This window comes from Microbulbifer maximicatervae (SeqCode), assembly GCF_052467385.1.
The window spans coordinates 3,307,338-3,331,748 of the sequence record NZ_CP174311.1 but is presented as its reverse complement, the minus strand read 5'-3'; the positions used below and the strand labels follow the sequence as shown (position 1 = coordinate 3,331,748).

The window sequence follows — 24,411 nt, the reverse complement described above, 5'->3', positions numbered from 1 at the left end:
AGCAGGAATAGATGCCGGCTAACTACTTTTGGCGGTAGGCTTTACCATGGATTGGAATCTAAAAGCCCCTGTGGTTTTTTTGCGAGCGTATTTAAGATGGTGGCGGTGTGTTGATATGCACACTCTGCGAACACTATTTTTCCTGCCAGTTTTTCTCTCAGTCATATTAATCCCTTATTCAGCCATTGCTTCTGAAACCTTTCTGATGCCACTGGGTCCAGTGGCGGAAGAGCAGAAAGTACACTTCTTTTGGGCAATAGCACTTACCATGGTCGCCGTTCTCCCGGTATTTATTTTGGTCCCAGTGATCCTGTTCAAATACCGGAGGAAAAAAGGTCGAGGATTTTACGCGCCAAAATGGGAAACTTATGGCCCGCTGGAAGTGATTATGTGGGGTGTGCCATTTCTGGTCATTATTGTGTTGTCAGTGATGCTCTGGCGTGCAACGGCACGGCTCGATCCCTACAAGGAAATCCAGGGTGTTGTTCCCCCGGTAAAAGTGCAGGTAGTGGGGCTCGACTGGAAATGGTTGTTTATCTATCCGGAGCTGGATATTGCAACAGTCGGTGAATTGGTTGTGCCCGTACACACTCCAGTCTCAATGATATTGACCAGTGATACTGTAATGCAGTCGTTTTTTATTTCTGCACTGGCAGGGCAGATTTATGTGATGCCGGGAATGACCACAAAGCTTAATTTTATTGCATCCAAGACGGGAGAGACGGAGGGAGAGAACACCCAATATACCGGCGATGGTTTTGCTGATCAAAAATTTGTCGTCCGAGTGGTGAATGATGAATCCTTCGAGACTTGGGTCCAAGGTGTGCGAGCTGGAGGGGTTGTCCTAAACGCTGAAAATTATAACCGGCTGGCACAACGAAATACCAAAAAACAAGCATACAAGACCTTGGGAAATAGCCAGATGCCGGAAAATACGCTGTATTTTAACCTGCCAAGTACAGATCTTTTCCACGAAATAGTAATGCGTTACCACTCCGGCAAACCGCTGAGTATCGAAGAGCAGCCCGGCACCCGAAAATTCGGCCGGGGCGAGGATGATGTCGAGGGAGCGCAGCCATGAACAATTTGGATTACGGTTGGCTGGGTAAGCTCAATTGGGATTCTCTGGTGTTTAGCGGATTTCTTGAGCGGCCATCTGTCAGTGAGGCAGTCGCCAGTGTGGCGGGCTCGATAGTAATACTGGCAACAGTGGGAATCCTGTTTTTATTGACCTGGTTTAAAGTTTGGGGAACACTCTGGCGGGATTGGTTGACCAGCACTGATCACAAAAGAATCGGCATTATGTATATCGCTTTTGCGATCGTGATGTTGGTTCGAGGGTTGCTGGAGGGAATGGTAATGCGTGCCCAGCAAGCCGCCGCACCGGAAGGCTTCCTCTATGCAGATCACTTTGCCCAGTTGTTCAGTACGCACGGCACCATAATGGTGTTTTTTGTGGCAGTTCCGTTTTTGGTGGGCCTTATTAATTTCGCTATGCCGCTGCAAATTGGTGCCCGTGATGTGGCCTTCCCGGTACTGAATCAAATCAGCCTGGCGGTGACAGTTTCCTCCGGTATTTTGTTGATGGTCTCTCTGGTGGTGGGGCAGTTTTCTACAGGGGGTTGGTCGGCTTATCCGCCTTATACGGGGGCGGATTTTAGTCCTGGGGTTGGGCCTGACTACTGGATATGGGCGATCGTATTTTCTGGGGCGGGGACGACATTAACAGGAATTAATTTCACCGTCACCGTGTATAAATGCCGTGGTCCAGGAATGCATCTATTCCGTATGCCACTGTTTTGTTGGACCGTACTCTGCGCGTCCATTCTAATGATTTTCGCAATGCCGCCTCTCAGCGTTGCCGCACTAATGTTGGGCTTGGATCGCTATCTGGATTTCCACTTCTTCACCAATGACCTTGGTGGAAATATGATGAACTATGCCAATTTGTTTTGGCTCTTTGGTCACCCTGAGGTCTATCTGTTGGTGCTGCCAGCCTATGGTATTTTTTCCGAGGTCTTTTCCACCTATTCGGCAAAAACCCTGTACGGATATAAATCCCTGGTGATTGCCACCATGTGTATTGCGATCCTGTCCTTTACGGTGTGGTTACATCACTTTTTTACCATGGGGCAGAGTCCGACGATCAATATTGCCTTTGGTATAGCGACTATGCTGATCGCGGTGCCGACCGGGGTGAAAGTTTACGACTGGATGGCGACCATGTATCGAGGTCGAATACGTTTTACCACTCCAATGGTTTATGCCATCGGCTTTTTAATCCTGTTTGTGATAGGTGGTCTATCTGGGGTTATCCTGGCTAACCCTACTGTCGATTTCCAAGTGCACAATACACTGTTCTTGGTGGCGCATTTCCACAATGTTCTGATTCCCGGCGTGCTGTTTGGAATTTTGGCGGGGTACAACTACTGGTTCCCCAAAGCATTTGGTTTTCGCCTTAATGATAAGTGGGGCAAACGCTCAGCCTATCTCTGGTTTGCAGGATTTATGGTGACATTCTTCCCTCTCTATGGCGCCGGCTTATTGGGGATGCCAAGACGATCATTCAGCTATGCCGATCTCACATTCAAGCCGTACATGATCGTTGCTTTTATCGGCGCAATGATTGTTCTGGCGGCCTTAATTTCGCTGGTTATTCAATTTATCGTAAGTATCAGGGACCGAAAGAAAACCCAGGTTCCTGTGGGTGATCCTTGGGATGGACGGTCCCTGGAGTGGAACTCTCCCGCTCCAGTACCGGCTTATAACTTTGTTGAAATACCCAAGGTTACTGATCGGGATGCATTTACTGAGGCTAAGGAGCACGGTGAAGCCTATAAGCGGCCTAAAGTCTATCGAGACATAGAGCTTCCTAAAAATAATCCTCTCGGATTTATTTTGTGCGTTGTCAGTGGAATTTTGATGTTTGCCCTGGTTTGGTACATCTGGTGGCTTGCACTGATCTCCGCATTAACCATTTTGGTTGCAGTTATCGCGGCCACCTTCCGCAGAGAAACGGAATATATTATTCCTGCCAGTCAGTTAGAGAAGGATACGGAAGCTTGGTTGGCCTTGGTCGAGACGAGCGAGGCAGTGAGCCGGGACCTGGAAGATTCCCCGCGAAATGTCGGCCTTGCGAAGCTGGAGATCTAAATGAATCCCGTCTCTTCACCGAAAAGCCCGGGCAGCATCAATCCCCACGAAGCCATCCACAGAGATCCCGATATGGTGATCTTTGGCTTCTGGGTCTTCATGATGAGCGACCTAATTTTCTTTGGGGTGGTATTTGCGATTTATATCACCATGGTGGGCGCTACCGCCGGAGGGCCGGGCCCGAAAGAGCTTTTTGATTTCGGCAGCTTGTTCGCCCAAACGATGCTTCTTCTAACCAGCAGCCTCACTGCGGGTATTGCGACAGTTATTGTTAAGCATGAACGCAGTCGCGCTGCCTTTCTATTTTGGGTGGTGATAACCCTGTTGCTGGGCATGGGTTTCCTGGCATTGGAACTGTACGACTTTGCCGGGATGGCCGAGAAGGGAGGGGTGCCACAGCGCAGTGGTTACCTGTCAGCATTTTTTGGCTTAGTGCCCTTGCACGGTCTCCATGTCACTTTCGGCTGTCTGTGGATGATCGTTTTGATCGTTCAGGTTTTCACTATGGGATTGGGGGATGTCGTAAAGCTGCGCTTTCTGCGCCTGGCATTGTTCTGGCATTTCCTCGATTTGATTTGGATCGGAATTTTTTCCGTGGTTTATTTCGGTGGCTGGGTCTATGGCTAAAGAACCGACTTTTGCACAACACCTGCGGCTGTATATCACAGGTTATATCCTGTCTATTGTGCTCACTCTAGCGGCTTTTGCCGCAGTGCTGACGATCGGTAGGGAGAATAAAAGTGTCTTGATTCTCGTTGCATTACTAGGGGTTGCGCAACTGGTAGTGCAATTAAAATATTTCTTAAACGTAACAACCCAGCGGGACCGTAGGGATAACCTGGCGTTAATTCTTTTCTCTAGCTTAATTCTTTTGATTATTGTGATGGGTACAGTCTGGATTATGGGGAATCTGGCGGTGCGTATGCATACCACTATGTAGAAATTTGAGCCTACACACCTTTTATAAAACTAGATAATGACTTTGCTCTTCAGGTTGGATGCTGCTTTTTGCAGGGACTGTAAGACCTTTTCCTTATCGTAATTTCGGATTTTATCCAGGTCTAAATGCATTGAGAATCCGGGGGCATGCTCCTCCAGGTAACTCTGTTGGCCGCCCAGGTTCTTACGCAGATCAGTAACCTGGTAAACCTTCACCGGAGTACTAATACCTTTTACGGTGATATGCCCTTTGTCCCGGCACATTACTGTGTGTTTGATCATGGCCCAGGTCTCGTGGCTAATCAGGATTTCTCCCGGCTGGGCGGCGCCTTCCAATCGAGAGGCGAGGTTAACGTGGGTACCCATCACCGTGTAAGACTGGTAGTTGGCGGTACCAAAAATGCCGACAGTACAGTAGCCGGTATTAATACCCATACGAACCTGCAGGGGGCGCGAGATACCTTTGTTATACCATTCCTGCTTCATTTCACGTACGCGTTTACGCATCGCCAGGGCCATAGCTACGCAGCGCAGAGCGTCTGACTTTGGTCCTTTACTCTCATCGTCCCCAAAAACAACCATTACCGCATCGCCGATAAACTTATCGATAGTGCCGCCGTATTGCCCAGCGATGCGTGCCATTTCAGAGAGGTAATTATTGAGCAGCTGGGTAAAGGTCTCTGCCTCTAACTCCTCGGTGAGCTGGCTGAAGTCTTTGATGTCAGAAAAGAAAACGGTCAGGAGCTTTCGCTGGGTCACCAGAGCTTCTTCATCCCCGGTAGTGACAGAGCGCCACAGCTTTTGTGGCAGATATTTGGAAAGCTTGTAGGAGCGAACCTTGCTAACGCGTTGCTCAACCATCAGGGAGTGATTGGCTTCCTTAAGCTGGCCAATCTGGCGGTGGGTAAAGAATGCATAGGCGCATAAATAGGCCAGAATACAGATCAGGCTCACGGTGCTGATAGTGAGGTCAGCGCTCACTAGCAGAGATGGCTCGTGCATCAGGTACCCGATAACGACCCCAACCAATAAGCCGGTATTGTGCTCAAACCAAGCGCGACCACCGCCGCCCCCAGTGAGGGCATTCAGCTGGACCATGGTAACCAGCAGCAGCGAGGGCAGCATGCTGAAGTCTGCCAGGGATATGGTGATGCCGATCAGTACTGTATCCAGGAAAGAGAGGCAGCGGCGGGTTTTCAGTGCTTTTTTATCGCCAGTTTTGTAGAGGATAAATTGGGCGAGAGCGGTATAAGCAATGATAAAAAGAGCAGATCCGGTAATAACCAGCTTGTCTGATTGCCATGGCGCATCCCAATTCACCGCGTTTGCCAGGGTACCGGCAGCGGCAAATAAAATCAGGGTGCGAAAATAGGTGGAGTAGCGAGGGTTAACATTCCGCCCCGTGCTCTCCTCAAGCTGGTCCTGCATTTGTGTTGTTCTTTGTCCGTTTGAGCAGAAAGTGAACACCTTGCGCGTTGGCGATAGGGTGGCTCCGATTTCCCCATCCACCGTATAGCCACGCCGTGACTCCAGCAGCGCAGTTTACTCTTCCGAGGAACAGAATGCGAAAAAACTGTGCATGCAAGTGATATTTTTCTCGTTGTTGTTGCCAGTGATATTACCGCACCTCCAGCCTCAGAACCTCCCAATTTTCATGGCAGATTTGCAGTTTAGGCAGGGAAGGTACCTTAGGGCTTTACGTATCAAGGTTTATATAGATAGCGACCACTGACTCTACAGCAGGCCAGGGAGTATGACAGGGTGCTTTCCGGCATTATTAACCTAGATCAATCTGAGCTCAGGAATCCGGGTGACTTGTACCAGGTGAAGAGAAAAGGGGGGGCGTCAGCAAAAGACAAGTTTTCCTATAGCTGCTTTAAGGGGGTGGGTATCGGCCTCAGATAAAGCCGGGCTTATATTCACCTTTGAGTCAAGGGGTTACATAAGTTGTACAGCCCTTGTATTGGAGAGCTGGAGGGGCAGAGCAGGCCGGAAAACTAATGCTGGTCGGATTAATATAGAGCCTGGATCAATCGACTCACAGAGTCTAGCCACCAAACCTGCGATAGCTGAGGGGCTCATTTGAAGGGGCAAATAGCCGTGGTGACTTGTAGCGGATAGTCTGAGTTCCCTCATGATGCCCTGTTTTAACAGCCAGAGAGACTTTTTTCGCATTAGTACTTGCACAACAAGGAACATTTGGGTAAAGTGCGCGCTCTCTCGACGACACAGCAGCTATCTTCCTGATTTCCTTGAAGATTTCGCTGAAGAGAGAGACCGCTACAACGCGGAGAGCCCTCGCGAAGGGTGACAATTTGGTGAGGTGTCCGAGTGGTCGAAGGAGCACGCCTGGAAAGTGTGTATGTCGCAAGGCATCGAGGGTTCGAATCCCTCCCTCACCGCCATCTTCTAAAAGCCCGGCTTATGCCGGGCTTTTTTGATTCTGCCTTTCAATTGGTTTCTCTATGTCTTTTTTGGCGATTCTACTCGTCAGCCCAGAGATTTTTGGGCTTTGCTAAGGGGGGATCTCATCTTAGAAGGGTTTGCCAAATATTACTGCGTTTATAATTGATGAGCTGTTCGATTTAAGGGGGGCAAAAAGGCCTCTTTACTCATTCTGCTGTAGTAGTTTTATATAGATCCTCATTTTTGTTGCTATTTTCCCTGCCGCCAAAATTTTGTGGGCTAAGTTGGTTTTGAGAGAATTTTAACTGCAAATTGGCTCTTCTCCTTGCTTTTTTCCTGCAGCCCCACCGTCTACTTTTTTAGGGTTAAACTCATACACATTTATATTTTGGCTCTTATTGAGGTAAATTATCTAAAAAAAATTTGTACCTACTAAGTAAAAACTTCTTATTCAACAACCTTCTCTGCTTCCTATTTTTTCTTTCACTTAGAGTGGCTTGTTGGAAGTTTGTGCCGTCGGTCATATAAGTGAGAGTTACACTGCTGGTATCAATCAGCTATAACGCAATAAACAAACCCTAACAGGGACGGGCGCAAAGCTTTTTCCAAACAAAGTTGGCAGTTTGGCGGTGGTGTAGGAGATACTTAGGGTGCCCTCCAATGGTTTATGTAGCCCCCCAGGGAAGCCGCTAGTAGCTGAGCATGAGCACTAAGAAAAAGGTAAGTACACATTCACCCCAGATTCCACTGGAATTTTCTTCGACATTTGGGTAAAGTGCGCACTCTCTTGACGATATAACAGCTATCCTATTGATTTACTTAAGGGTTTTGCTGGAAAGAGAGGCCGCTTTAAGGCGGAATGCCCTCGCAGAGGGTGACAATTTGGTGAGGTGTCCGAGTGGTCGAAGGAGCACGCCTGGAAAGTGTGTATGTCGCAAGGCATCGAGGGTTCGAATCCCTCCCTCACCGCCATCTTCTAAAAGCCCGGCTTATGCCGGGCTTTTTTATTTCTGAAGCTTTTGTTCTTTAGTCTTGAGTATCAAAGTCCTTAGCTGTCACTGCTTTCTCCTATAGACGGAGGAGGCTGCTAGGCAGAGACCCTATTTATTACCGCAATACTCATCAAAATTGCTGGGAGTGTTAGCAAAGCCAGCCTTCTCTGCAAGTTCCCATGGTCGTTCGCATTCTTTAGTTTTACTACACCAAAGGTAGCCGGCTGAGTTTATACACCCGTGGGCATCCTTGTCTGAACCGACCGGTGTGGTGGGCTTGGGATCCTCTGGAGTATCTGAGGAGCACCCCATCAGGGACGCGACTAGGATAAAAGCGGCGGCTTCTTTGATTTTGAGCATTACAATCACCAGAAAGTTAAGGTTATTGTTAAGTATACGATTTAGTGCAGTACCCTTCACAAGCCGTGCCCAATCGTTACTTCAAGGCCAGTTCAAGTGGGTCTTTTAATATTATTATTAAGTTTGAAAGGGTATGGGGTTGATAAGCCCCTTCAGTCTAGTAGCTTATCTGCAAATCTGGCTATACCTAAAAATCACCCTCTCAATAACTCTCAAAACTCCTGGTTACTTTAATATCCTGACTTAGGCTGTGATATCTCTATCGCAGGAAAAAATAAGTCCGTAAGTAGTAGCGGATTGCCTAAATTTACAGCATTTCATACTGACTTCACCATACTGGCAAGCAGCTTTTCACATGCTCTATAGAGAATAGGTTCTAGCTCTTTTGCTCCAAAAACAGGCCTATATCTGAGCACCCCTCTTAGGCTGAATACTCCTGAAAAATATTCTCTCCATGGCATTTTCTCTCGAGCCCTATAAGAGGAGTGTGTTTTTTTGGAGTCGGCGTAATAGAGTCGAGCTGCGACTTCAATCTTTGGCCGCCAGAATACAGGCATTGCACCAAATTCTCCAAAGCATGCGGTGTCAAACTCACCCCCTCTTACTTTTAAGACTACAACCTCTAGTGCTAAATCATTGGATTTAGGTTCTATTCGACTCGATATATGTGGTAAGGAGAAAATTTCTACCAGCCTATGCCGAATGCCCGCCTCTAAATCTTCGCCCTTAAAAGCCCCCCAAGCACCAATCTTGCTAAATTCATTCTGTGAGACGACAATCATTTTATCCAGATAGACTCGTGGTTTACTCTTTTTAAATAACTTTGAGAACATTCTTGCTGTAGCCAGATGTAGGTTTTGTGAGGGTGGGTGCAAGTGTTAGTGCTGAAGGTGTCGTGTGAAACCGACATCCTATTCGACATGGAATGATAGGTTTTCTGTCTATATTTTGCACTACTGTTAATGGCTAAATTGTACCTCCCATGGGCAAAGAGCCAAATAGATATTGCTTGTCGGGAACCATCTTTTCTCTGCCGCCCATGATGACCGGTTGTAGCATGAGCTTGAATGAATGATGTTAATAAACTAAAGGTATAGTGTTCTTGGGGGATTAGTTACCTATTAGTTTTGGTAACTCTCTCATCACTTGAAAGGAGACTACGCCAACGGTTTTAGATTCCTCGTTAAGACGATTAAAAAAGTAAGTTTTCATGCCTGCTTCTATACCAGCCTGAACTCCCACTGGCCCATCATCTATAACGGAGCAGTTCTCAGGGTGGTAGCCCATACTTTTTGCGGCATGTAGGTATATGCCTGGATCAGGCTTCCATATGCCTACTTCATATGAACTGAATAAATTATTTCCGAAATACTTAGATAGCCCACATATATCTAATGCATGCTTGATTTTTTGCAGGGGGCCGCTAGATACTACCGCTTTCTCACCATCAAGTGCCTCAAGAGCGTCTGCTACACCTTCAACAGGTTTTAACTCTCTGGTAAAGAGTTTTGTGACTATATCGCGATAAGCTGCAACAAAATTGCTTTTCAGTTTGATATTATTCTCTTCTTCTAATAGGGATAGAATGCTTGCCAGTTTCCAACCTCTGAATTTTATGACCAATTCATCGGCATCTAGTTTTACTCCGTAATTTTCGAACATCATAGCTAAGCCAATACTGGAGAGATGTTCGCTATCGACTAAGGTGCCGTCGTTATCAAAAAGTAGGCATTTACTCACGGACGAAGCTCGTATTGATTTTTTTCATGTTGCGCTATTTTTCCATAGTGCGTTTATATAAATCATATATAAGGCCGCCGCCGCAACAGGCATGAAGTGCCACCAATAAGAGGAGGCGTCCCCTCCGAGGTTGTATTGGTATATAACAATGCCGGTAGCAAGTACGCTTAATGAGGGTAAGAAATACAGGGAGGCCGCAAGTATGAATGATGAGATCTTTGATAAGTTTCTTCTATTATTAATGCCGCCTACAGCAAATACAGCCATCATAAAAAGAAAACTGGAAAATGATAGTTGGAGAAATGAACCAATAACAACCCAAGTTAAAGACATGTTAATCTCTGCTCGTAAAGGCGAGTTTGAGTCCTAAAGCTGCGAAGCTGCCAGCAAAGACTCGTTGGATGATAATGCTAATTTTTTCTGAGTGAATAACATAATTTCGAATGACTGTTGCTAGTAAGCCATAAACAATGAAAACCAGAAAGGTTATAGCCATGAAGGCAAGTCCAAGAATCAGCATACTATCTACGGGGTTCTGTATTTGAGAGGGAATAAACTGGGGTAAGAATGCCAGGAAGAAGATGGTTAGCTTTGGGTTCAGGATATTAATCATGAATCCCTTAAAAGCAATTGAGGTTAAACTCTGTTTCTTTTGATTTTCTTCTAGAGTCAGGGAGTTGCTAGATTTAAGCATTGACCAAGCTAAGTACAATAAGTACGCGACCCCTGCATATTTTACAAACTGGAATGCTAATGCACTGGTATGAATAATTACGGACAGCCCCATGATGCAAGCAAGGATAGAGGGGATGATGCCTAGCGTACAACCTAACGCTGCAGAAATACTTGCTCTTTTACCCATGAATAGCCCCGCAGCAACTGTATATAGAACTCCCGTTCCCGGTATCAACACAACGATAAAAGAGGTAATCAAAAACTCAATGCTTATCATAAGGACAAGTCCTGACATGAAATTATAGATTTAAATACTGGATTTAGGGATAACCCTTTTGAATGGTGGCCTCTCAATCTTCTTCAATTTTTAAGCTTACACTAGCTATTGGTGTTCCTGGGGGAAGGCCGCTGAGTTGCTCATGTATCTGTCCTAACAGATCTAGATGGACTTCCCAAGATATAGATTGATAATTTTCTGTAATGTACTCCCCGCCCATTATCGGTGGTTGGATTGGTGAATAGCAACAACCTTGAGTTAATGGTTGCTCCACTAACTCAAGTAATAATCTATATTTAAACCAGTGGCCCGGAATATCTTTCATTGCTGCCATCATCTCTCGGAATGCATTCCAGGATTTAGCGGCAAGTTCCATTTCTCCTGTGCCAGTATCTAGGAAATAGACACGTTCCTTGTTCAGTAGGCCTTCCTTCCTTTTGAAGAATAAATCCCCCATGGAGGTCAGAAGACACATGGAGGCCTTTTTGCCAACTAGCCATCTCCAGCATTCAAGGGCATCTCTTTTTCCTAGATCAGTAACTGGAGCAAAAATATCTACTTCATTATCCATAATGTATTTCTATATGCCTGCGGTAAAATTGCCCAAAACTCATGATTGTTCTTAATCCAAGCCTCTGTCACACATCCATGGCGCTACGTCAAGATTTTTGTGGAGACAGCAGTTCGCTTGCAGATTGAGCGGAGCCGAACTCTTGTTGGCCCTTTCTCCAGAAATAAATGCTGATACAAAAAATAACTACAGGTAAAACCATACCAAATTCATTGAGATACCAACCTGAATCTGTGCTTTGTAGGGTCAATGGATTGAAGAATTTTTGAATAAATGCATTGTGGCTCATGTGGAAAATAACGGCAGGCCAAACACTGTTAGTCTTTAATCTTACGTAAGTCATGATGACTGACATTGACATTAAGCCTAGCGTAAAGAAAAACAACTGATAGCTGAGAGGGGCTGTTTCATTCCCGTAGACACCTGCTACCATCATGGGCCAATGCCAGGCGGCCCATATAAACCCAGAGGTTAGTGCGATCCCTGAGAAGGACATAAGCTTTGAGAGCTCAGGTACAAGCAATCCACGCCATCCAATCTCCTCTCCTAAAACTCCAGGCAGTATCAATATAAAGCTGATACTCGCAGTAATTAAGAATCTAAAGAGGATTACACTGGTATCACTCCAGCCATCTACTTTATACCCTTCTCTTAGTGCCGTAACGTATTCTTAGTTATACCACTCCCCGAAACCTAAGATCCACATAATGAGGTAGGCAGCTGCTACATAGCCCAAGGGTACCAAATAGCTTAACCACTGATATTTCCAGCTTCCCCAAGACCATCCTAAGGAGCCCAGGCTCTTCTTGAATATCAAGCATGTTGTGACCGTGGCAAGCCCAACAGAAAGCATTAAGGGTACTGCGCTTTCCATGTGAAAAATTAGCCAGTATCCGATAGGGTAGAGGCTCGCTGTGAGAATTAAAAAAACAACGATAATTTTGATCGAACTCAGCGATTCTTTCATCTAGATCGTTAACTCCGTGTTATCTTGAAAATGGCTAATCTGTAGTATGTCTATGTGCGAAATAGGATATTTTTTGTACTGTTAATGAGTGGGGATTACAAGAGGCGTAAGGTTTTGAAGGTTGCCCTGCAGAGTACTGTTATTGAGGTAAGGTAAAATTTACATTTTCTGAATCATATTTTCTAAATGTGGGAGGAATAGCCTATTAACTGTCTCTCGAATTAATGTTCCTTGGATTTTTTACTGAGCTATTCGATTATAGTGAATTCGATCAGTTTTTCCTTACTTTTACCTAAGCGGTTTTGATCTTACCAGACGGGTCATTGTATTTTCTTGTAGATTCGTTCAATGACATTCTGTATGGGATGTTTAGAGTTGTTAAAACAAGTGTATTCGCCTCAGGTAAGTATTTTGTATTTGATAGAAGTTAGGCCATGACTGTAGCCGCTAGGTTAATAACTGCTAACCGAAGTAGTTGAGGTGCTATATGTGGTTGAATGCCTGTACACTTGTACAATGAAGGGGCTACGTCCTCCTTTCTATAGCTTAATGTTGTTAAGTAACCTAGAGGGTAAGACATCGCTCGGAAAGTGACGTATAGGTAGTGTCCGGCGATTTAGTTATTGAGCCGTTTAATGTGAAGCGCTGTGCTGCTCCTGAGTTATAAAAGGGCATTGGTTAATGTTGTTTCCACTCTATGGTATCGCCTAAATTTTGTTTTATGTTTTCAAACATTGCGACTCTGCTAGAGTTGGGGAATTTTTGGATAAAGAAGTCGATTTGCTGTTTTGCTTTGGGGATGTCTTGGCGATAGATATGCAAGAATACATAACCAGATTCGACCTCACTGTTAAGATTGGGACTAAAATGTTCTTTTAGTATGGATAAGCTTAGCTCTGCTTTGTCTAAGTATGCGGGGTCAATTGACAGGTAGAAATAGGATGCTGAAAAGTTGCACATCACGGACTTTTTAAAAGTGTGAAGACACGCACTTAGGTTATTGAATGCTTTTTCCGCGCTACCCTCTACATCCATGTTGTGGCCCTGTCGGTAAAGTTCTGATAGCAGGTAAAGCGACTCTTCTGAGCCATTATGTACTGTGTAAAAAGCTTCTGCTTCGGAAACTAATACAAGCCATTTTCGATAGATCAACTCTCTTTCTTTATCATTTGTAAAACTGGGTGGGTATCCACCAATAAACTGATTGAGTTTTAATATATTCTGTCTAATCTCCGAAAAGGACATCGTGGGTGAATCTATTACTGGGGGATTTAGTTCAAATATCCGTTCTTGGAGTGTGGTGCCAGGGATGTTGACTTGAGATGAAGCGTTGGCAGAAAGAAGTGTGATGAAAATTAGTGCTAAAGATAACTTCATTATTCTGCCTCTTATATCCTTGCTGTAATGGTTCTCGACCTTTAAGTAGTATAGGGGATAGCTATTGTTACTACATACCGATTTCTTAACCATCTAAATTTTTTCAGTCGTATATTAGCTTAATGATATTCATTCGTTGGAGTGGGTGGATACAGCACACTTGTACCGATTTGTGCTCATGTCAAAGTGGATTGGCTTCTTGACGGAGCTCAAAGCTATAATCAAAATGCTCCCCCAGCAGTAATTAGCCGCAGTTTAGCTTTATGCGACTCAAGTCTTTATTAATAGTGTCCATGCTGACCCTCAGCGGGTGTTATGAAGTAACCCCTCAATCTTATGATCGCAGTGAGTGGTTGCCACGGTGGTCTGATGTCGATGGTGATTGCCAGAATACTCGCCAGGAGCTATTGATCCGTCTCTCTTTGGCTCCTGTCGCCTTCAGCAATGAGAAGAGCTGTACAGTGGTTACAGGCCTGTGGATGGACCCCTATACGGGACAGTTTTTTGAAAAAGCTTCGGATCTGGATGTGGAGCATATAGTACCGCTATCTTGGGCTCATAAGTACGGTGGTGCTAGCTGGAGCCGGGAGCAGCGCGAAGCTTTTGCAGAAGACCCTGCAAATTTGTGGCTGGTTGATGATGGCCACAATCGCAGTAAGGGAGATAAAGGGCCCGATCAGTGGCTGCCGCCCTATAAGCCAGCCCAAGCCATTTATATTCGTCAGTTTGAGGTTGTGGCCCGTAAGTATCGGCTTGGCGACTGAATACGACACTCTACCGTTAGAGCTGACATGCAGCTGATTTTTAAGGAAATCGGCTCCTGATGGAAATCGCTGATCTCCGGATTATTTAGATCCTTTACTCCTTGTTCCCCATCCTGTTATCTCCTTCGGGTTAATTGGCAATAGTGATATTTAGCTATCCACCTAACCAACAGGTCCTGGTATGAGCGCTAGTCAGAAATGGCATTAATGTACACTTCGGTTAAAGCACTGTTACTTTCTTCTCTTGCTGAATATTCATTTCTGCGATTACTTGCCGCTTAGATAGGGTGGGGTGTTACGAATTTGGCTTCCTTGGGTTACATAATTAAAGTGATATTTACGGGCATTGAATTGAGTTAAAAGATGATAGGGGAGAGCTATGGATAGAGTTGCTGGTATCTCGGCGTTTGGCATGGGGTTAATTTATATTAGTGCGTTTGTATTCTTTGGTACTTTTTGGTCTTTTCCATCGGATGGGAGCCCCATAGAAAAAATGACGTTCTTGGCAGAAAATCAACTGATTTTTAATATTGCCTATACCCTAATGTACTTGGTCTTTGCGATATTACTGGGCTGTGTGGTAGTTAACTTATATGAAAAGCTAAAAAGTAAGAGGAGGGAGATTGCTGTATTGGCATCCTTGTTTGGAGCAGTCTGGGTGGGCCTTGTCATAGCGAGCGGTATGATCGCAAATATAGGGCTCGCCTATGCTTTGGGGCTTATGGAGGTCAGTGTTCAGAAGGCTTTCGATACCTGGGGAATAATATACTTGATGGTTGAAAGTCTTGGTGGTGGCAATGAGTTGGTGGGTGGACTTTGGGTTTTGTTAATTAGTATTGCTGCATTGCAAGCTGGTCTTTTTTCCCGGCCATTAAACTTTATCGGTGTGCTAGTGGGAGTGGCGGGAATTGCGACTATCTATCCGGACGATATCTTTACAGAAATATTCGGAATTTCCCAAATAGTCTGGTTTATTTGGTTAGGTTTCTCTTTGCTAAGGCTGGGTAGGCACAGTCAAAAATGGGAGGCAGCAAACTCTATTCCGAGCGCTAATAGCTAAAGGTGTATATAGGTAAAGCCTGCTTCTTCACATGGAATGCGTCTGGACAATAAAGTTTGTATGCAAGTGGGTAAGAAAGTGTTTTTGATTTTCCCCAAAAAATGAAAAATGCGTCTATCCTTTCAATGGGCCAAGCATTCGTTGATTTAGTGTCTTGGCTTGCGTTTCCGCTGTCGTAAGGCTGGTGAATCCGGGGCTATTCCTTGCCTCGCTGTTTGTCGCAGTCATTTTAGTGACTTGCCGGCCAGTCCTCCCCGGCCCGTGGGTAGCGAGCGGATTGCACATTACCTGCAATTGATTCACGGGGTGATAACCCTGGATATTTTGGAGATCTAATTGTGAAAAGTAAGCAGTTCATTCTTCCTTTGGTAATTGCCAGTCTTGCTGCTTCTGCTGCCTTCGCGGATAACCATCCCAAGAAGCCGGCGAAAGACTGGACCTGTGCGGATTTCCTGGCTATCGACGATGAGTTTAAACCTAAAGCAGTTTATTGGGCTGCCGCCTACGCCAAGAAAGGCACGGAAGAGGGGGATATGCTGGATATTGAAGGCACAGAAAAAGTGACGCCGATGGTGATTACCGCCTGCACCAAAGCGCCAAAAGAATCTTTCTGGGCTAAGTTCAAAGATGAGTGGCACAAGGTGGGGATGCACCACAAGAAGGACAAAGCTGAAAAGCAGATGATGAAGATGCAGAAAAAAATGCAGGATGGCACTCAGATGAACAATAGTAATGGTGGCAGTGGCACAAACGGGACTAACCAGTAGGCGCTGTTCGTCAATACTTGCATTGCTATTGTTCTGGGCCCGGCTTGTGCCGGGCTTTGTCTATCCTGAGATGGAGATTCACCAGCGAAATGGTTTCGGTTAGTATTTATGGTGAATGGACGAAATGTAGGCAAATGGATTTGTGATATGGGAAAGACTGTAAGAAACGAAGCCAGGCGGGGGAGAACAATTAGCCGTTCTACCAGGCTCTTCTGGGGTGGGGTGCTGTTGGCTGGGTTATTCCTGGCGTTGTTTATGCATTCGTCAAAGGCAGTCGTTTGCTAATTTGCCTTGATATGTATGGCGCCCCCGGGTGGACTCGAACCACCAGTCCGGACTTAGGAGGTCCGTGGTTTATCCTGTTAACCGACGGGGGCGGGTGTCAGCACTGCTGAAGAGCGGCGCTATTCTAGCCTGTGGAAAGCCCTGTGTCATGTCATGCTTTTCACCATTAACTCACCTTCCATCAAATCGTACCAAGTTGCTGTGTCACTGAGGGTAACATTGGCGCCACTCGGTTACTGCTATTCCCGTCGTTCCCTTTTCTTAAAATTTTCGAAAAACCTTCATAAATCTGTCTTTTTTCTTCGCTACTTTGACTTCGAAATGGCGGTTTTTGCGGATAGCTTTGTTCGGGGATCAGCTGGAAAGTTTTGACGTAAAAGCCGCATTTCCACTTGATAAATTATTGCTTGACCACGATTGATTGAGCTGGATAACCTGCAATTGCACCCTTGGTGCGATAAGGATATTTCTGCTTTCTCTAATCAAGATTATGGAGTTTCGTATGAGCGGCCACGTTAACGAAAGACGCCTAGATTTTGATAATGTGGGTATTCCACAAATTGCAACTGAAGTGCTGAAGGAAGCTACCTCTCAGCCACCACGCGACGCACGTCGAATGGTAGAAGACAAATTGGAGGAAAAGCGTTTAAGGCGTGAATTAATGGACTATGACTTCGACTAACGAAATATGCTGAAACTTTAACGGCTACAGCCAGCTATGCAGGGTGCAGATAATAAATAAAAGTAATCTAAAAATAGGATTGCTTAAACTGTACTCTGCGTAGTTAATTGATTTTATTGAAAATTTGCCTTTTCTGCCCAAGTCACCTCTATTTTCCCCTGGCTCTTCTCTGTGCTTTTAAATCGTTAGGCTCTGTTTCCCTGTATTGTATTTTCCACTAATTAAAGTTGTTAGGTTTATTATTTTTGCAATGGGTGCTATGGAGATAGGGAAGAAGGTATGTATGTACAGAGCCCGTAAGGGATGCGGGCTCTATCGTAGGTATTGAGTTGGCTGTAGCTACATATTTTGTGTGGCTGCAGAGTTGCCTCCAAACCAACCCAGCAGACGCTTGAGTTTTGAAGCTAACTTGCCGCGCTTGGCCTTTCTGTTTTTGTCAGCATCGCTGACTAACCAGGCTACCTGGATAACCAATCTTTTACCTTCGAAAGGCAAGTGTCCGTGGAATGAGTTATCGGCTCGCTTAAATGCGGCCAGGGTACCGTACGAAGGTTTTACCTCTGGGGCTGCGGTATCTTCAAAGTTATCGCCGCTTTTTAAGAAACGCAGGCAGCCTGTGCCGTCCAAGGACCACTCCGGGTTCAGGTAGAGCAGGGCGGTAGCAATTTTTGACTGTCCGTCGGTATGGATGCGGCCGTGGCGTTTCTTGAGTGTACGGCTAATGGAAACATAGGTTGGGTATTGAGAAAGATTCTCAATACCCAGGTTGTTGCCAATGGCATCTGCAAATTCCGGAGCCCTAAACTGTTCAATCAGTTCATTTATTGTGGTGCCACAACTGCTTCTATCGTAGGGAAGGTAGCCGGCCCCTTTAAGCTTTGGGAAGTCTTTGATAAAGGATGCCATCAGGTTCTCGGCCAGCAAGTTCTTGGCAACGAAGAAAGGAAATGGCTGTTGGTGAATCTGGCTTTCCTGGCCAATTAAAGTAGTAGCGTCGAGCCAGGGATCGATATGGGTGGCGAGATTGTTCATAGACACGCATCCTTACGAGCAGAAGAATTGGCCCTTTTGGGGGTCCAGCTTTATGTCGACTTCTGAGATTACCCACTTCCTTGAGGGTACAGCGAGAAACAGGTACTGAATCTCACGACGGTGTGAAAATACCAAAACTATAATTCAGTGCCAATTTAAATAGCGCTTTTCAGTGTGAATCAGTGGGCATTCTTGCGAAAGATCAAGGGTTGCTAAAATGTTGCTCGCTGAGACAATGCAATTAGCGCTGGTGCCGGTATAATGCCGTTCAGATTTGTCAGAGCGGTTTTATCCTGGAATGTCTGTGACCCCTAAGTCCCAAGTTGTGCTGCAAGTGAGAGATCTCGCCTGCGAAAGGGATGGTCGGCGCTTGTTTGAGGGCCTTCAGTTTTCTCTTCAAGCCGGCGCTGCAATTCAAATCAAAGGCAGTAATGGCGCGGGCAAAACGACCTTGCTGCGCACTTTGATTGGCAGTAGTAGTGATTTCACTGGGGAGATCCTTTGGTGTGATACCGCCTACCCGCAATCGCTCTCGGCGATGCGTGAATCCTTACTATATATCGGGCACAGGGGCGGAGTGCGCAGTGGCCTGACTCCGCTGGAAAACCTCACCTGGTATGGTGCTGACCATGAGGATGCGCTCAATGCCCTCGATAAAGTCGATCTGACCGGCTTTGAGGACAGCTTGTGTCACTCCCTTTCCGCCGGCCAGAATCGCCGGGTTGCCCTAGCGCGATTATTTCTACCTGATTCCCCTCGATTGTGGATACTCGATGAGCCACTGACCGCCCTCGACGTTGTGGGTGTTGCTGCATTGGAAGAGCAAATGGCGGTCCATCTGTATAGCGGCGGTTCAATTCTGCTGACCTCACACCAACCTCTGTCATTAGCCGGACTCAGCGAGGTTAATTTGTCTGACTATTCAGTCTCTGAGCCTTTTGAGGATTTTGGGGGAGAGCATGTCGACACTTGATGTCCAAACGCCGGTGAGCGAAGTGCGCAGTGGCCCCGGTTTTATGGCGCTGTTCCGGATTGAAATGCTCTTGGCGTTGAGAAAACGAGCAGATATTGCCAACCCCTTATTATTTTTTGTGACGGTTTTAGCACTTTTGCCGTTAGGGGTAGGACCTGAGCCCGAACTTCTGGCAAAGATGGCTCCGGGCATGATCTGGGTAATGGCCCTACTGTCCACCATGCTATCCCAGGAAAGCCTTTTTAAAGGTGATTTCGAAGATGGCACCCTGGAGCAGCTCACCCTGTTACCACAACCGCTTTATTTTGCGGTTCTTGCAAAATCCCTGGTGCACTGGATTGCCACAGGCTTGCCGCTGGCATTGCTGTCGCCGCTGCTCGCCTTAATGCTGAATCTGCCCGTGGATGGTTATGTTTGTTTGCTGGTTTCCCTATTGCTGGGAACTGCAAGTTTGAGTTTGATCGGGGCCATTGGTGCAGCACTCACTGTTGCCTTGCGCCGCCCCGGTTTGCTCTTGGCACTAATTGTTATGCCGCTGTATGTGCCCGTGCTAATCTTCGGCACCGGCGCAGTACAGGCGGCAATTGATGGCTATGCCTACAGCGCCCAACTGGCGATATTGGCAGCACTCCTAGCGGCTGCTGCGGCACTGGCGCCACTCGCTGCTGCGGGTGCAATACGTATTAGCCTGGATAATTGATTTGGAGGTCTTTCTTGGCTTGGCAATGGTTTCACCGCCTGGGTTCGCCCCGCTGGTTCTATCAAAAAACTGAAGCCTGGCTGCCATGGCTGGCGCTGGCTAGTGTTGTATTGCTCGCTGTAGGCAGTGTTTGGGGCCTGGGTTTTGCCCCAGAAGATGCCAAGCAGGGCAATAGTTACCGCATTATCTTTATCCATGTACCCGCCGCCTTCCTGGCGCTGGCCGGTTACTACATTATGGCGATCAGCGGTGCTATCGGCTTGATCTGGAAGATGAAGCTCTCCTTTGCCGTGATGCGCGCTGCCGCGCCGATCGGTGCGGTATTGACCTTTGTCTCGCTATTTACCGGTGCTGTGTGGGGTAAACCTACCTGGGGTGCTTACTGGGTATGGGATGCCCGCATTACTTCAATGCTGATACTCCTGTTTCTCTATGTCGGCGTTATGGCACTTACCCACGCAGTGAACCGGGAGCAAGTCGCCGACAAAGCTTCTGCGTTGCTGGCCCTGGTGGGCACCGTGAATATCCCGATTATTTACAAGTCCGTAGACTGGTGGTTTACCTTGCACCAGCCCGCGACCATTCGCCTGACCGAATCCAGCAGTATTGATCCGAGCATGTTCTACCCGCTGCTGACCATGATTATCGGTTTCTACTGTATATATGCCTGGACCCTGCTGACTCACACCCGCACTCTGCTGCTCAAGCGCGAGATGCGCACCAAGTGGGTACAGGAAGAACTGGCGGGAGGTCGATAAAGTGGAGTTTCAATTTACCAACCTGGCTGATTTCCTAACGATGGACGGCCACGGTGTATTTGTGTGGGTGTCCTACGCGGTGACTTTTCTGAGTCTCGCGGGGATGGCTCTCTACCCTTACATTGCCCGCCGCGGCCTGAAGGCAGAGCTGGTGCGACAGCAGAAAATTGCCCAGCGCCGCCGCCAGGCAGTGAGTGAGCGCACAGTAACCACAAAGAAAGAAATAGCAGAGGAACCGGCTTAATTTCAATTTGCCGGGTCCCAGCGGATAGGGCGATGGAGAACCTATCAGCGCAACAGAATTAAATAGTTATGGAGTAGGACTTAGACAATGCACCCTGTACGCAAGCAACGCCTGATACTCGTACTTGTCCTGGTGGTATTGTCCAGTGCAGCAGTAGGTTTTGTAGCCTATGCGATGCGCGGCAATATCGATTATTTCTATGCCCCCAAGGCCTTTGCAGCGGGTGAAGTCCCGATGGAAAAGCGGATTCGCGCGGGAGGCTGTGTTGTCCCGGGCAGTGTGCAGCGAGCTACTGATAGCCTGGAAGTCCAGTTTGTGATTACCGATGGCGAGGCTCAACTCTCCGTAGTCTTTGACAAAATCCTGCCGGATCTATTTGCCGAAGGCGAAGCGGCAGTGATTACCGGCCAGTTGATGCCGAGCGGTGTTCTGCGTGCGGACCAGGTTCTGGCCAAGCACGATGAAACTTATACGCCACCTGAAGTAGCCGACACCATGGTTTCCCATGAAGGTTGTTCCGATGGAGCGAAAATATGATCCCTGAGCTGGGCCATTTTGCGTTAATTGTCGGCTTGCTGCTTTCGGTTGCTCTCGCAACAGTGCCGATGGCCGGTAGCTATTCATCGCGCCCTGTGTGGATGGATGCGGGGCGTCCGCTGGCTCTGGGTATTTTTGCGTTCGTTCTGATCGCTTTTGCCTGCCTGACCACTTCTTTTGTGCAAAGTGATTTCACGGTTAATTACGTAGCACAGAACTCCAACAGTATCTTGCCGGTTTATTATAAAGTTACCGCTGTATGGGGTGGGCATGAGGGCTCCATCCTGTTGTGGCTTTTGATTCAGGCTGGTTGGGCTGCGGCAGTAGCGCTGTTTGGTAAGCAGCTGCCCCCAGAGCTTTCCGCGCGGGTTTTATCCGTACTCGGTTTTGTACTGATCGGGTTTTTCCTGTTTATTCTGCTTACCTCCAACCCATTTGATCGCACCCTGCCATTCCCACCGATGGAAGGTTCTGACCTGAACCCGCTGTTGCAGGACCCGGGTATGATTTTCCATCCGCCCTTGCTTTATATGGGGTATGTGGGTTTCTCGGTTGCCTTTGCTTTTGCCATTGCGGCACTGCTCGGTGGCCAGTTGGATGCGGTGTGGGCCCGTTGGGCAAGACCCTGGACGGCTGTGGCTTGGGGCTTCCTGACCTTGGGTATTGCCCTGGGTAGCTGGTGGGCTTATTACGAGCTGGGCTGGGGTGGCTGGTGGTTCTGGGACCCGGTTGAGAATGCATCCCTGATGCCTTGGTTGGTGGGGACTGCCTTGATGCACTCCTTGGCGGTAACTGAGAAGCGTGGGCTGTTTAAGAGCTGGACTATCCTGCTGGCGATTTTCGCTTTCAGTCTCAGCCTGCTCGGCACCTTCCTGGTGCGCTCAGGGGTGATTACCTCGGTACATGCATTTGCTACTGACCCACTGCGAGGCAGCTTTATTCTGGGCTTCCTGGCTGTAATTGTCGGCACTTCGCTGCTGTTGTTCGCCCTGCGCGCACCGACAGTCAGCGCCCGCAGTGTTTTCTCTTTCCGCTCTTTGGAAACCTTCCTGCTTGGCAATAACATCCTGTTGATGCTGATTATGGGCATGGTTTTGACCGGTACTCTTTACCCGCTTCTGGCCGACGCCATGAACTGGGGCAAGGTGAGTGTGGGCCCGCCCTTCTTTAATCTTTTCTTCGTGCCACTGATGGTTGTTCTCTGCCTGTTGGTGGGTATGGGCGTGCGCGCCAACTGGAAAGACAGCCGCTGGGACAAACTGCTGAGCGCATGGCGTTTGCCATTTGTCGCTTCGTTGGTAGTTGCGTTGCTGTGGACCCTGGCCCTGGGAGATTTCCACTGGGGAGCGGCGCTCGGAATCTTTATTGGTATCTGGGTCTTTGCTTCCAGCATCGCTGATATCGTGGCTAAAACCCGCAACTCCAGCTCATTCTTTGCCGGCCTTAAGCGTCAGAGAGCCAGTTACTACGGTATGCATATCGCACATATCGGCCTGGCAGTTTCGGTGTTGGGGGTAGTACTGACTACCGTTTACAGCATTGAGGAAGATGTGCGTATGGGTGCTGGGGACAGTTTCCAGGTTTCCGGTTACGACTTCAAATTTGACGGTGTTCGTATGGTTCAGGGGCCTAATTACCGAGCCTTTGAAGGTGTATTGCATGTCAGCAAGGACGGGAAGCCGGTTGCAGAGCTGCATCCCCAGAAACGCAATTACCTGTCTGGTGGCAACACCATGACAGAGGCGGCGATCGATACCGGACTCTTCCGCGATATTTATGTGGCCCTCGGTGAGCCGATGGACAGGTCTAACCCAAGCGGTGATTGGGCTGTACGACTTCAGTACAAAGCCTTTGTGGTATGGATTTGGCTGGGCTCGCTTCTGATGGCGATTGGTGGAGCTATTGCTGTAGCGGATAAGCGCTATCGCAAAGCGAAGGCCGCTAAACCTGTAGATGTAGAAGTTACAGGCAATGTTGCTACGGCGTAATAGTTGGAAAGGATAATGTCTAGACTCAAACTCTTTTTGCCCCTGGTAATATTTGTCGTGTTGGCCCTGTTATTTTGGCGGGGCCTCTACCTGAATCCACAGGAAATGCCATCGGCCTTGCTGAATAAACCGGTGCCGGAATTCTCTTTGCAAAAAGTGGCGGATAACAGCCAAATTGTAGAGAAGAAAGATCTTCCCAATGGCCCGCATTTGATGAATGTGTGGGCCACTTGGTGTGTAGCTTGCCGGGTAGAGCACCCCTATTTGAATGCTCTGGCTGAGCAGGGTGTGCCGATCGTTGGCGTTAACCTCAAAGATGAGGATGACGCAGCAATCAAGTGGTTGGAAAAATTCCACAATCCCTACTTGTATAGCCTCGCCGATAGAGATGGCCGTTTGGCGCTGGACCTTGGTGTTTTCGGTGCGCCGGAAACTTTCCTGGTGGATTCCGAGGGGACTATTCGCTGCAAGCACGTAGGCGTTGTCGACAATAAAGTCTGGCAGACCAAGCTCCAGCCTTTGTACGAAAAATTAAAAAACCAGCGCTGGGACGATATTGTCGGTGAGTTATCAGATTCCCTCATCTCCCGTTGTCAGTGAGACAGAAGAAAAGAAGAGCCGTTTTATTTGTTGGCTGGGGCCAGTAGAGAATAAAGCGGCTTTTCAACAACAGCTGGATACTGTCCGCGCTCAATATCCCGATGCAAGCCACCACTGTACCGCGTTGGTGATCGGCAACCCTTCCAACCCGGAAGTAATGCAAGCAGATGACGACGGCGAGCCCGGTGGTAGCGCGGGGCGACCAATGCTGGAATTGCTGTTGAAACAGGGTGTCGGTAATGTGGGCGCTATAGTGACCCGCTATTTTGGTGGTACCAAGCTTGGGGTGGGTGGCTTGATGCGCGCCTATCGCGGTGCGGTAGGTGCAGCGCTGCAAGATATTCCTTTACAGCCTTTTATTCCCCTGCTGCATGTTTCGGTTTGCTGTGATTTTTCCCAGGAAGCCCGCCTGCGCTTTTTGGTGGGGCGTCACCAGGGGAGTTGTGGGCAGGCGGAATATGCCAGTGATGTCACTGTGCCAGTTTCACTCCCCCAGGATCAGTGGTCGCAATTGCAGGCGCAACTATTGGCAGAGGGCTTTCAGCTTCTCGATGATCAATAGTT

Annotated in this window: 26 protein-coding genes and 3 tRNA genes; 18 read left to right on the top strand and 11 right to left on the bottom strand. The window is 47.5% G+C overall.

The window, feature by feature from the left end; genetic code table 11:
• Window positions 1-115: 115 nt before the first annotated feature.
• Genes ACJJIR_RS14155 through cyoD form a run of 4 tightly spaced genes read left to right on the top strand, consistent with a single transcriptional unit; the run spans window position 116 to window position 4,093 of the window.
• Entirely contained in the window at window positions 116-1,081 is a 966-nt protein-coding gene (locus tag ACJJIR_RS14155) for a cytochrome c oxidase subunit II (RefSeq protein WP_444905835.1), read from the top strand.
• A complete protein-coding gene (locus ACJJIR_RS14150) occupies window positions 1,078-3,153 on the top strand; it encodes a cbb3-type cytochrome c oxidase subunit I (RefSeq protein WP_444905834.1) in 2,076 nt (691 codons plus the stop codon). Before ACJJIR_RS14155 ends, ACJJIR_RS14150 begins: the two co-directional genes overlap by 4 nt.
• Window positions 3,154-3,780: a cytochrome c oxidase subunit 3 gene (locus ACJJIR_RS14145; RefSeq protein WP_444894403.1), complete on the top strand. Its 627-nt coding sequence runs from the start codon at window positions 3,154-3,156 to the stop codon at window positions 3,778-3,780.
• Window positions 3,773-4,093 carry a cytochrome o ubiquinol oxidase subunit IV gene (cyoD, locus tag ACJJIR_RS14140; RefSeq protein ID WP_413665090.1) on the top strand — a complete coding sequence of 107 codons (321 nt, stop codon included), beginning with the start codon at window positions 3,773-3,775 and terminating at the stop codon, window positions 4,091-4,093. Before ACJJIR_RS14145 ends, cyoD begins: the two co-directional genes overlap by 8 nt.
• A 29-nt stretch (window positions 4,094-4,122) precedes the next feature.
• Here the strand turns inward: cyoD and ACJJIR_RS14135 are convergent, their stop codons facing one another.
• The gene (locus tag ACJJIR_RS14135; protein WP_282933535.1) at window positions 4,123-5,520 is read right to left on the bottom strand and encodes an adenylate/guanylate cyclase domain-containing protein; all 1,398 of its coding nucleotides are present in this window, start codon (window positions 5,518-5,520) and stop codon (window positions 4,123-4,125) included.
• Window positions 5,521-6,409: 889 nt separating this feature from the next.
• On the opposite strand from ACJJIR_RS14135, the gene ACJJIR_RS14130 reads away from it, so the two are divergent.
• Window positions 6,410-6,497: transfer RNA gene (locus tag ACJJIR_RS14130), tRNA-Ser, on the top strand.
• A gap of 885 nt (window positions 6,498-7,382) precedes the next feature.
• Window positions 7,383-7,470: transfer RNA gene (locus ACJJIR_RS14125), tRNA-Ser, on the top strand.
• A gap of 697 nt (window positions 7,471-8,167) precedes the next feature.
• Here ACJJIR_RS14125 and ACJJIR_RS14120 read toward each other — a convergent pair.
• The 8 genes from ACJJIR_RS14120 to ACJJIR_RS14085 form a co-directional block, all read right to left on the bottom strand.
• The gene (locus tag ACJJIR_RS14120) at window positions 8,168-8,683 is read right to left on the bottom strand and encodes a hypothetical protein (RefSeq protein ID WP_444905833.1); all 516 of its coding nucleotides are present in this window, start codon (window positions 8,681-8,683) and stop codon (window positions 8,168-8,170) included.
• A 277-nt stretch (window positions 8,684-8,960) separates the two neighbouring features.
• Window positions 8,961-9,590: an HAD-IA family hydrolase gene (locus ACJJIR_RS14115; protein WP_444905832.1), complete on the bottom strand. Its 630-nt coding sequence runs from the start codon at window positions 9,588-9,590 to the stop codon at window positions 8,961-8,963.
• A 24-nt stretch (window positions 9,591-9,614) separates the two neighbouring features.
• Window positions 9,615-9,923, bottom strand: coding sequence for a hypothetical protein (locus ACJJIR_RS14110; RefSeq protein ID WP_444905831.1), 309 nt, complete (start codon window positions 9,921-9,923; stop codon window positions 9,615-9,617).
• Between the two features lies 1 nt (window position 9,924).
• Window positions 9,925-10,542, bottom strand: a complete 618-nt coding sequence (locus ACJJIR_RS14105) for a LysE family translocator (protein WP_444905830.1) — start codon at window positions 10,540-10,542, stop codon at window positions 9,925-9,927.
• Window positions 10,543-10,615: 73 nt separating this feature from the next.
• Window positions 10,616-11,113 carry a T6SS immunity protein Tdi1 domain-containing protein gene (locus ACJJIR_RS14100; RefSeq protein WP_444905829.1) on the bottom strand — a complete coding sequence of 166 codons (498 nt, stop codon included), beginning with the start codon at window positions 11,111-11,113 and terminating at the stop codon, window positions 10,616-10,618.
• Between the two features lie 88 nt (window positions 11,114-11,201).
• A complete protein-coding gene (locus ACJJIR_RS14095) occupies window positions 11,202-11,681 on the bottom strand; it encodes a CPBP family intramembrane glutamic endopeptidase (RefSeq protein WP_444905828.1) in 480 nt (159 codons plus the stop codon).
• A gap of 102 nt (window positions 11,682-11,783) precedes the next feature.
• Window positions 11,784-12,080: a hypothetical protein gene (locus ACJJIR_RS14090; RefSeq protein ID WP_444905827.1), complete on the bottom strand. Its 297-nt coding sequence runs from the start codon at window positions 12,078-12,080 to the stop codon at window positions 11,784-11,786.
• A gap of 678 nt (window positions 12,081-12,758) precedes the next feature.
• Window positions 12,759-13,457 carry a hypothetical protein gene (locus ACJJIR_RS14085; RefSeq protein ID WP_444905826.1) on the bottom strand — a complete coding sequence of 233 codons (699 nt, stop codon included), beginning with the start codon at window positions 13,455-13,457 and terminating at the stop codon, window positions 12,759-12,761.
• Window positions 13,458-13,720: 263 nt separating this feature from the next.
• Here ACJJIR_RS14085 and ACJJIR_RS14080 point away from each other — a divergent pair, with 263 nt between their 5' ends.
• The 3 genes from ACJJIR_RS14080 (at window position 13,721) to hdeA (ending at window position 16,048) form a co-directional block, all read left to right on the top strand.
• On the top strand, window positions 13,721-14,221 hold the full coding sequence (locus tag ACJJIR_RS14080) for an HNH endonuclease family protein (RefSeq protein ID WP_444896639.1): 501 nt from the start codon (window positions 13,721-13,723) through the stop codon (window positions 14,219-14,221).
• A gap of 379 nt (window positions 14,222-14,600) precedes the next feature.
• Window positions 14,601-15,281 (top strand): hypothetical protein, encoded by a 681-nt coding sequence (locus ACJJIR_RS14075; RefSeq protein ID WP_444896640.1) that lies wholly within the window; start codon window positions 14,601-14,603, stop codon window positions 15,279-15,281.
• Window positions 15,282-15,619: 338 nt separating this feature from the next.
• Window positions 15,620-16,048 carry an acid-activated periplasmic chaperone HdeA gene (gene hdeA / locus ACJJIR_RS14070; protein ID WP_282933522.1) on the top strand — a complete coding sequence of 143 codons (429 nt, stop codon included), beginning with the start codon at window positions 15,620-15,622 and terminating at the stop codon, window positions 16,046-16,048.
• Between the two features lie 301 nt (window positions 16,049-16,349).
• On the opposite strand, the gene ACJJIR_RS14065 is transcribed toward hdeA, so the two are convergent.
• Window positions 16,350-16,425, bottom strand: a tRNA-Arg gene (locus ACJJIR_RS14065).
• A gap of 410 nt (window positions 16,426-16,835) precedes the next feature.
• On the opposite strand from ACJJIR_RS14065, the gene ACJJIR_RS14060 reads away from it, so the two are divergent.
• Window positions 16,836-17,015: a PA3496 family putative envelope integrity protein gene (locus ACJJIR_RS14060; protein WP_108735213.1), complete on the top strand. Its 180-nt coding sequence runs from the start codon at window positions 16,836-16,838 to the stop codon at window positions 17,013-17,015.
• 339 nt (window positions 17,016-17,354) lie between these two features.
• Here the strand turns inward: ACJJIR_RS14060 and ACJJIR_RS14055 are convergent, their stop codons facing one another.
• On the bottom strand, window positions 17,355-18,047 hold the full coding sequence (locus tag ACJJIR_RS14055; protein WP_413665103.1) for a 2OG-Fe(II) oxygenase: 693 nt from the start codon (window positions 18,045-18,047) through the stop codon (window positions 17,355-17,357).
• Between the two features lie 304 nt (window positions 18,048-18,351).
• Between ACJJIR_RS14055 and ccmA the strand changes: the two genes are divergently transcribed.
• From ccmA to ACJJIR_RS14015, 8 genes are all read left to right on the top strand, one after another.
• Window positions 18,352-19,020: a cytochrome c biogenesis heme-transporting ATPase CcmA gene (ccmA, locus tag ACJJIR_RS14050; RefSeq protein WP_444905825.1), complete on the top strand. Its 669-nt coding sequence runs from the start codon at window positions 18,352-18,354 to the stop codon at window positions 19,018-19,020.
• Window positions 19,007-19,720 carry a heme exporter protein CcmB gene (ccmB, locus tag ACJJIR_RS14045; RefSeq protein ID WP_444905824.1) on the top strand — a complete coding sequence of 238 codons (714 nt, stop codon included), beginning with the start codon at window positions 19,007-19,009 and terminating at the stop codon, window positions 19,718-19,720. Before ccmA ends, ccmB begins: the two co-directional genes overlap by 14 nt.
• A gap of 14 nt (window positions 19,721-19,734) precedes the next feature.
• On the top strand, window positions 19,735-20,478 hold the full coding sequence (locus ACJJIR_RS14040; RefSeq protein WP_444905823.1) for a heme ABC transporter permease: 744 nt from the start codon (window positions 19,735-19,737) through the stop codon (window positions 20,476-20,478).
• A gap of 1 nt (window position 20,479) precedes the next feature.
• Window positions 20,480-20,722, top strand: coding sequence for a heme exporter protein CcmD (gene ccmD, locus ACJJIR_RS14035; RefSeq protein ID WP_444905822.1), 243 nt, complete (start codon window positions 20,480-20,482; stop codon window positions 20,720-20,722).
• A gap of 87 nt (window positions 20,723-20,809) precedes the next feature.
• Window positions 20,810-21,259 (top strand): cytochrome c maturation protein CcmE, encoded by a 450-nt coding sequence (locus ACJJIR_RS14030; protein ID WP_413665106.1) that lies wholly within the window; start codon window positions 20,810-20,812, stop codon window positions 21,257-21,259.
• The gene (locus ACJJIR_RS14025) at window positions 21,256-23,247 is read left to right on the top strand and encodes a heme lyase CcmF/NrfE family subunit (RefSeq protein WP_444905821.1); all 1,992 of its coding nucleotides are present in this window, start codon (window positions 21,256-21,258) and stop codon (window positions 23,245-23,247) included. The genes ACJJIR_RS14030 and ACJJIR_RS14025 overlap by 4 nt, the downstream gene beginning before the upstream one ends.
• A gap of 15 nt (window positions 23,248-23,262) precedes the next feature.
• A complete protein-coding gene (locus ACJJIR_RS14020) occupies window positions 23,263-23,847 on the top strand; it encodes a DsbE family thiol:disulfide interchange protein (protein WP_413665108.1) in 585 nt (194 codons plus the stop codon).
• Window positions 23,810-24,409 carry an IMPACT family protein gene (locus tag ACJJIR_RS14015; protein ID WP_413665109.1) on the top strand — a complete coding sequence of 200 codons (600 nt, stop codon included), beginning with the start codon at window positions 23,810-23,812 and terminating at the stop codon, window positions 24,407-24,409. The genes ACJJIR_RS14020 and ACJJIR_RS14015 overlap by 38 nt, the downstream gene beginning before the upstream one ends.
• Window positions 24,410-24,411 lie beyond the last annotated feature (2 nt).

Bases quoted from the DNA above. Each gene is read 5' to 3' on its own strand.
- ACJJIR_RS14060 (WP_108735213.1), top strand. From the start codon at position 16,836: ATGAGCGGCCACGTTAACGAAAGACGCCTAGATTTTGATAATGTGGGT.
- ACJJIR_RS14150 (WP_444905834.1), top strand. From the start codon at position 1,078: ATGAACAATTTGGATTACGGTTGGCTGGGTAAGCTCAATTGGGATTCT.
- ACJJIR_RS14155 (WP_444905835.1), top strand. From the start codon at position 116: ATGCACACTCTGCGAACACTATTTTTCCTGCCAGTTTTTCTCTCAGTC.
- ACJJIR_RS14075 (WP_444896640.1), top strand. From the start codon at position 14,601: ATGGATAGAGTTGCTGGTATCTCGGCGTTTGGCATGGGGTTAATTTAT.
- ACJJIR_RS14090 (WP_444905827.1), bottom strand. From the start codon at position 12,080: ATGAAAGAATCGCTGAGTTCGATCAAAATTATCGTTGTTTTTTTAATT.
- ACJJIR_RS14105 (WP_444905830.1), bottom strand. From the start codon at position 10,542: ATGATAAGCATTGAGTTTTTGATTACCTCTTTTATCGTTGTGTTGATA.
- ACJJIR_RS14020 (WP_413665108.1), top strand. From the start codon at position 23,263: ATGTCTAGACTCAAACTCTTTTTGCCCCTGGTAATATTTGTCGTGTTG.
- ACJJIR_RS14145 (WP_444894403.1), top strand. From the start codon at position 3,154: ATGAATCCCGTCTCTTCACCGAAAAGCCCGGGCAGCATCAATCCCCAC.
- ACJJIR_RS14135 (WP_282933535.1), bottom strand. From the start codon at position 5,520: ATGCAGGACCAGCTTGAGGAGAGCACGGGGCGGAATGTTAACCCTCGC.
- ccmB (WP_444905824.1), top strand. From the start codon at position 19,007: ATGTCGACACTTGATGTCCAAACGCCGGTGAGCGAAGTGCGCAGTGGC.
- ACJJIR_RS14055 (WP_413665103.1), bottom strand. From the start codon at position 18,047: ATGAACAATCTCGCCACCCATATCGATCCCTGGCTCGACGCTACTACT.
- ACJJIR_RS14110 (WP_444905831.1), bottom strand. From the start codon at position 9,923: ATGTCTTTAACTTGGGTTGTTATTGGTTCATTTCTCCAACTATCATTT.
- ACJJIR_RS14085 (WP_444905826.1), bottom strand. From the start codon at position 13,457: ATGAAGTTATCTTTAGCACTAATTTTCATCACACTTCTTTCTGCCAAC.
- ACJJIR_RS14080 (WP_444896639.1), top strand. From the start codon at position 13,721: ATGCGACTCAAGTCTTTATTAATAGTGTCCATGCTGACCCTCAGCGGG.
- cyoD (WP_413665090.1), top strand. From the start codon at position 3,773: ATGGCTAAAGAACCGACTTTTGCACAACACCTGCGGCTGTATATCACA.
- ACJJIR_RS14120 (WP_444905833.1), bottom strand. From the start codon at position 8,683: ATGTTCTCAAAGTTATTTAAAAAGAGTAAACCACGAGTCTATCTGGAT.
- ACJJIR_RS14025 (WP_444905821.1), top strand. From the start codon at position 21,256: ATGATCCCTGAGCTGGGCCATTTTGCGTTAATTGTCGGCTTGCTGCTT.
- ACJJIR_RS14100 (WP_444905829.1), bottom strand. From the start codon at position 11,113: ATGGATAATGAAGTAGATATTTTTGCTCCAGTTACTGATCTAGGAAAA.
- ACJJIR_RS14030 (WP_413665106.1), top strand. From the start codon at position 20,810: ATGCACCCTGTACGCAAGCAACGCCTGATACTCGTACTTGTCCTGGTG.